We start from the raw sequence: 6,510 nt of genomic DNA on the forward strand, positions 1-6,510 counted from the left end.
GGTTCTCCAGCCTGTCTGGAACCGTCTCATTGCTTCACCCAGATGCCACTCTCTTCGTGGCTCGTTAGGCCCTCCGCAATGACTGTTGATCATGGATATGCGGAGGGTTCGTTGGAGCTGTACTTCACCAACCGGAGGCGGGCACTCGCTGTCGGGGAGGTGCCCGGAATCGAGCGGGCGGAGCTGTCTGACCTGTTCGGACGGCGGCTGGCGCTGGACGGGACGCCGGTCCTGCTCGACCTGGGGATGCGTCCGGTCGAGCCGGTGTCATCGTGGTTTCGCCACCTCGCGCTGATGGGGCGCAGCGTGAAGACGATGCGCAAATACGCCTACGTCGCGTTGAGACTGTCGGAGTTTCTGAGCCAGGCAGGCACGGATCTGATGTCGGCGACTGAGACCGACCTGCTGGAGTATCGGGCGCTGCGGACGCGGGAGCAGCCGGAGCCGATCGCGAAGACGACGTGGGAGGCCGAGGCGACCGCGATCAACCGCTTATACGCCTGGCTGGTGGCGGAAGGGTACGTCGCGGCCAGGCCGTGGCGCGGCGACGGCAGCCGGGATTCGCTGCGCAACAGCGTGACGCGGGATCTGCGGGTGCGGCACATGACCTTGGAGCAGTACCAGTATTTCCGCGACGTCGGCTTGGCGGGACAGCTACCGGACGGATCGGTGGATCGTTCGTTCCGGGGCAGGTCCCCGCACCGCAGCCGCGCCGGAGCGGAGCTGGGACTGCTGACCGGAATGCGGCTGGGCGAGTGGTCGACACTGCTGCTGCCCGAGCTGGATTTGGACGGCGCACGGCCGCGCGAGGGGGTCGAGATCCAGCTCGCCGCCTGCGCAAAATTCGGCCGGTCCCGCACCGTCTATGCGCCCCGCGCAGCGCTGGAGCTGGTGCGGACCTATCTGCTTTTGGAGCGGCGGCACGTCGTGACGGCCGCACAGGCCACGTTGGCGAAACGACGGCCGGACCTGTTCCTCGTGGACGCCGACCAAGACGGCCGCGGCAAGCTGCGCGGCGTTCTGGAAGGCCGGCGGGTGACCAGGACGATCCGGCACATGCCGCCGGAACTGCGGGCGATCACGGTGATGGACACCGGCGATGGGCTGGAGCCGTTGGCGGTGTTCGTCGGCTTGGGCGGGACCATGCCGCATCCGTCCACCTGGGACAAAATCCGATGGCGGGCATGGGAACGGATGCGCCTGCACGCAGCGGATCTTGCTGCTCCGATCATGCCGACTCAGCCGTGGCTGTTCCACGATCTGCGCCACACGTTCGCGCTGCAGCTGCTGCGGTTCCTGATGCTGCGGGCCGCCCAGGACGGGGCGCAGTCCGGCATGCCCATGTCCACTTTGGCCGACCACATCGCCTACAACCCGTTGCTGATCGTGCAACGCCGCCTCGGGCACGCGAGCCCTGCCACCACCTACATCTACCTGCGCTACCTCAAAGACCCGATGCGCGAGGTCGACGAGGCGTTCGCCGCCTGGGCAGCTCAGGACGAGCTCACCTACGCCGAGATCGGCCGAGAGCTGCTCACCCGCGGCACCGAGGAGGGCAGCGGCGATGCCACGCAAAGGTGAGTACCGAAGCGCCCCACGCCCCGAGCGACGCGACCCGGCACCGTCGAGGATCGGCCGGCGCCGCATCGAGGGCGCCGAGCCCAACGGACACGTCGGCTCGACCACCCTCGACCCGTCCGAGTTCCGCTGCGCGGCGTTGGCGGCCGAGCTGGCCGACGAGTGGGTGGAACTGGGCGCGACCGATGATCTGGGCGTCGCCACGATGCGCTGCTACCGGCGAGCGATCCGCAGCTTCTGCCACTTCGTCGACGCTCACCTGCCCGCAGCGGCGGACGCCTCACTGGCTCACACGGTCCCTGATCTGCTGCCGGTGATCCTGAACTGGACCAGGCAATTGCCGGCCCACTGGCCGCCCGGCTCCACCGAGCCCGCGCATCAGGCCGGACGGCTGCGGAAACTGGTCCGGCGCCGCGGCGCGCATCCGCACCGCTACGTCACCGCCCACCTGGGCGGGTGGCTGACCGGATCGACCGGGCTGCGGCGCGGCGCGACTCGTGAGGTCGACGAGTTCTCCCGCGCGGACAAGAAGGCCCTGGTCCGAGCGGCCTGGGCGGATATCGGTGCGCTGGAGCGGCGGCTGCAGCGCGGCCGCGACCTGCTCGAGCACGCGGTGGATCCCGAACTCGGCGGCTGGTTGGAACCGGCGAACCTGCTCTGGGCGATCGACCACGGCATGCCGACCCGAGACCTGCTGACCCACTTGCCGAGCCCGGCCGACTGGCCGGCGGAGCTGACTGATCTGCTGCCGCCGGGGACGGCGCTGAACTACCGCGGCCGGACGTTGCTGCGGATCCTGACGGGAATGCTCTATCCCCGCAACCGTGATCTGCACGGTTTCCGGATCCTGCTGATCGCCGCGACCGGGCACACCTCGGAGGAAGTCACCGGCCTGGCCGAGGATCAGGTGGAGTTCACCCCGCAAGGGGTCCTGCTCACTTTCACCAAGAACCGGGCCCGCTCGATCCGCCGCCGCTTCTACACCAGCAGCTCCGCCGCGGACACCGAGGACGGCACGGTCACGGTGACGCACCTGGCGACCGGACGATTGGACGCCGCCGACATCCTGCGGCGCCTGCTGGCCGCTACCGCCAAGCTCCGGGCCCGCAGCGGACTCACCTCCGCGCCGCTGTTCCTGCGATCGGCGATCTGGGTCTACGACCTGACGATCAGCCGGTTCAACGGCGACATGAACGGCGCAGACCTGAACATCTGGCTGGAGCAGATGAAGCTGCGGGTGAGCGGGCCGGCCGATATCCGGCGGCTGCGCAAGTCCGGGAAGGTGGAGAAGGCACTGGCCTACCGCGGGCGGGTCAGCGACGTCGCCGACGACAACAGCGTCGAGGTGTTCCACGGCCACTACGCCCACGGCACCACCGTGAAGGTGATCGCCGGGCACGTCATCACCGGAGCCCAGCAGCGCTGGCTCGACGAAGCGCTCACCGGCCCGACGGTCCTGACCGAGGACGCTGAACAGGCACTCGACGACTCAGTCGGGGCCGCCGCGGCGGGCCTGACTCCGCAGCAGGTCGCACAGCTGCGAGACGGGGCGATGGACATGGGCGTCTCGGCCTGCCGCGATCCGTTCGACTCCCCGTTCGGCAAGGCCGGGGACCTCTGCCCGGTCGCGCCGCTGCGCTGCCTGGAATGCCGCCACGCCCTGGTCCTGCCGTCCAATCTGCCACAGCTGCTGCTGTTGGCCGACCATCTGGCTCGGCTGCGGAACCGGTTGACGCCACAGCATTTCCACGCGCTCTGGGGACAGAGCCACGCCAACCTCGCCGCGGTGCTGGCCGACCGCGCACCCGCCGAGATCGAGCTCGCCCGCAAGCAGATCACGGCCGGTCAGGCCGATCTGCACCTTCCGCTGTCTGCACACGTGGAGTTCGACCGATGACTACCCGACTGCCCCTGCCCGCCGCGCACTCGGCGTTCCGCGACGACGAACCCGTCGTCCAGTCCCACCCGCTGCTGCCCGACGCCCGACCGCTCCTGTTCGGGCAGCGGGATCAGTGGAACCTCAACGGCGTCGTCGAGCGGCCCGTGAACCAGTACGCCGCCAACTACCGGGTGTCGTTCGCCGGGCTGTCCCCGGCCTGGAACCTCCGGGCTCGCGAGATGGTGATGATCTGGCTCAACCCGCGTCACCCCGCAGTCCTGGCCGCCGGTGTTCATCTCAAGCCACAACCGCGCGAGCCCCGCACCACGGCGCTGCGCGCCGGCACGATGCGCACGCTGGCCGGCTGGGCCGAGACCGAAGGTCTTCCGGCGGACTTGAGTCGGTGGGACGTCGAGGATTTCCACCGCTACATCGACGCGCAGCGGCAACGGCTGACCCTCAGCAGCGTCAACGAACACGTCGTGGTGATCAAAGCGCTCCACGAGTTCGGTCCCGCGCTGGCCTGCGGGGGACTGCCGGCGGACCCGTGGCCCGGACGGCCCGCGAGTCATGTTCTGGGCATCCGCGACACCGGGGAGCTGACCACACCGGTGATCCCGCCGGAGACCTGGTTCCCGCTGGTGCGCTCGGCCTGGACCTACATCGACGTGTTCGGACCGGACATCCTGCGGGCACTGGCTCTCTGGCAAGGACTGCAGGCCACCGCCCGCACATATGACACCGCGGAGCTGACACCGCTGGTCACAGCCTGGCTCGCCGACCCGCAGCACCGGGTCCCCGTTCGCCCGGCCGCCGCAGGCGACCCCGCTGCGGCAGCGGTGAACTGGTCGGTGCTGACCACGATGATCGGCGCCACCAACAACGTCTTCAACACCGGCAATCCGGCCGGACGGCACCGTCGCAGCCTCGTCCTGGACGCTGTTGCCGCGGGTCGCACCCAGCCAGGCCTGCTTAACGACCTCACCGAAGTGACCCGGCCCGACGGCACCCGCGGTCCCTGGCACCACTGCCTGCACCCGCTGCAGCTCTGGTTCGAAGCCGTTGCGCTGCGCAACGCCTGCTATATCTTCGTGGCCGCGCTGTCGATGATGCGCGACAGCGAGATCCGGCAGATCACCCATGACAGTGTCGTCCAGCACTATGGGTCGCCTGCGGTCGTCTCCACCAAACGCAAACGCGATCCCGGCCTGCCCGCCCGGCATTGGTGGATCATCGAACCGGCAGCCACCGCGATCTTCACCGCGTCGCAGCTGTCGCTGCACCCGAATCTGGCGTTCGGCCGGGTGCGTGACGGCGGCGACGACGAGGGCTTCGCCAGCCAGTACGCCATCGACTCCTTCATCCGCCGCGTCAACACTTACCGCCGCTACAGCGGTTTGCCCGTCATCCCCGACGGGAGGATCACCCCGCACATGTTCCGGCGCACCATGTCGATGCTCACCCGCGACCATCCCGGCTCCGAGATCGCGTTGGGCATCCAGCTCAAACACGTCACCACCCGCGCCCTGGCCAACCGCGCCACCCAGGGCTACGCCAACGCCGCGCCGGCCTGGGCCCGTCACCTCGACGACGCGCTGTCCACTACGCAATTCCAGCGCCTGCAGGACCTCTACGACGCTCACCGGCGCGGCGAGTCCGTCGGCTACGGACCAGCCGCCGACCGGATCCGCGACACGTTCGACAGCGTCATCCGCGCCTCCGAGCAAGCGCAACACGGAGACGCGCGAGTCGAGTATGACCTGCTTCGCAAGGCCCGCATCTCGATTCGCTTCGGCAAGCTCAACCACTGCACCCTCGACGAAGCCAACCCTGTCGGCGCGAAGTGCCTGGAGAACACCGTCGTCCCGGCCGGGCATTATGGCCCGCTGGTCGACCGCTGCCAGCCCGCCCGCTGCGGCAACAGTCTCTTCGGGCCCGAGCATGTCCCCGCTTGGCGGATTGAAGAACAGAACCTGCTCACTCTCCTCGACATACCCAAGATCGCACCCTGCCGCAAAACAGCGCTCCGGCGAGAACTCGACGACGTCCGCGCGGTCCTACGGAAGGTGACTTGATGAACAACACCGACGACGTCTCACCAGGCGTCCACACAGCCCTCAACGATGCCACACAGCGGCTCCTGTCCGGGCGCTCCAAGCACACCGACGGCCGTCTGACCAAAGCGAACCTCGGACGGGAAGCCGGCGTCAGCCACGCCACCCTCTATCGCGCCAAGGCCGCGCTAGCTGAATGGGACGAGGCCGTCGCAGCGCTCGGCGCGAAGACGATCCGGCCAGCACCGGTCGGTGACGAGGACACCCCACTTCGGACGCGCTTGGCCGAGAAAACCGATGAGTGCGCCGAACTGCGGCGACGTCTCGAAGCCGCTGCCACGGTCATCGCGACCCTGCACCACGAAAACACTGCTCTGCGGCAACAGCTCAGCCGCGACGACACCGTCGTTCCATTCAGTACACGTAGCAGGACTACGGGCCGAGCAGCTTCACCGTCCGACGTTCGTCAGACTGGTCCGGACGGTGATGCCAGGTGACCACGACATGCCCCGCAAGATCGGGATCTCCCGTCCTTATGAGAAAATACCTGTGCTGGTCACCAGGTTCGAGCGCCTCAAAGTCGGTGACCTCGCCCATGGCACCAAGGCCGCCCGTGTCGACATGCACGCCATACGCGGTATCGGTTCCCAAATTGACGAGCACATATGCGCGGCCGCCCTCGGCCAGGAGGTCGAAACGCACCTGGCGACGCTCGGCCTCGGCGATCTCCTCCGTCCGACGGGCCCGCTCCACCTCGGCCATCTCCGCGGCAGCATCAGCAGAACGCTTCGCCTCGGCAGCAGACAAGTCAGCGGCGCGCTTCTGCCCGCGGCCATACCAGACCGCGATGCCGGCAAACACTAGTCCCAGGCAGGAGATCACGAAGGCGGCAATCGTCACTCCCGCATCCAAGCACGCCTCCGGCGGCTCACCGGGAGCCACCCTGACCTCGACCAGCATCGCTCGCTGTCTCGTGAGACATCTGAAGCTGGGGAACGG

The 6,510-nt window shown here is 68.3% G+C and carries 5 protein-coding genes; 4 read left to right on the top strand and 1 reads right to left on the bottom strand.

Annotation, left to right across the window (positions count from 1 at the left end; translation table 11 throughout):
• Nucleotides 1-111: 111 nt before the first annotated feature.
• The 4 genes from ACLJPY_RS50010 to ACLJPY_RS50025 are packed head-to-tail and all read left to right on the top strand — an operon-like array spanning nt 112 to nt 6,008.
• Entirely contained in the window at nt 112-1,581 is a 1,470-nt protein-coding gene (locus ACLJPY_RS50010; RefSeq protein ID WP_410598071.1) for a tyrosine-type recombinase/integrase, read from the top strand.
• Complete coding sequence (locus tag ACLJPY_RS50015) at nt 1,565-3,475, top strand: hypothetical protein (RefSeq protein WP_410598072.1); 1,911 nt, start codon at nt 1,565-1,567, stop codon at nt 3,473-3,475. The genes ACLJPY_RS50010 and ACLJPY_RS50015 overlap by 17 nt, the downstream gene beginning before the upstream one ends.
• On the top strand, nt 3,472-5,532 hold the full coding sequence (locus ACLJPY_RS50020; protein WP_410598073.1) for an integrase: 2,061 nt from the start codon (nt 3,472-3,474) through the stop codon (nt 5,530-5,532). The genes ACLJPY_RS50015 and ACLJPY_RS50020 overlap by 4 nt, the downstream gene beginning before the upstream one ends.
• On the top strand, nt 5,532-6,008 hold the full coding sequence (locus tag ACLJPY_RS50025; protein ID WP_410598074.1) for a hypothetical protein: 477 nt from the start codon (nt 5,532-5,534) through the stop codon (nt 6,006-6,008). Before ACLJPY_RS50020 ends, ACLJPY_RS50025 begins: the two co-directional genes overlap by 1 nt.
• Here the strand turns inward: ACLJPY_RS50025 and ACLJPY_RS50030 are convergent.
• Nucleotides 5,944-6,510: hypothetical protein (locus tag ACLJPY_RS50030; RefSeq protein WP_410598075.1), on the bottom strand; the 567-nt coding region annotated here is incomplete at its 5' end. The two genes, ACLJPY_RS50025 and ACLJPY_RS50030, sit on opposite strands and share 65 nt — an antisense overlap.

Origin of the sequence: Amycolatopsis sp. lyj-23 (assembly GCF_046549135.1) — a bacterium.
GTDB lineage: Bacteria > Actinomycetota > Actinomycetes > Mycobacteriales > Pseudonocardiaceae > Amycolatopsis.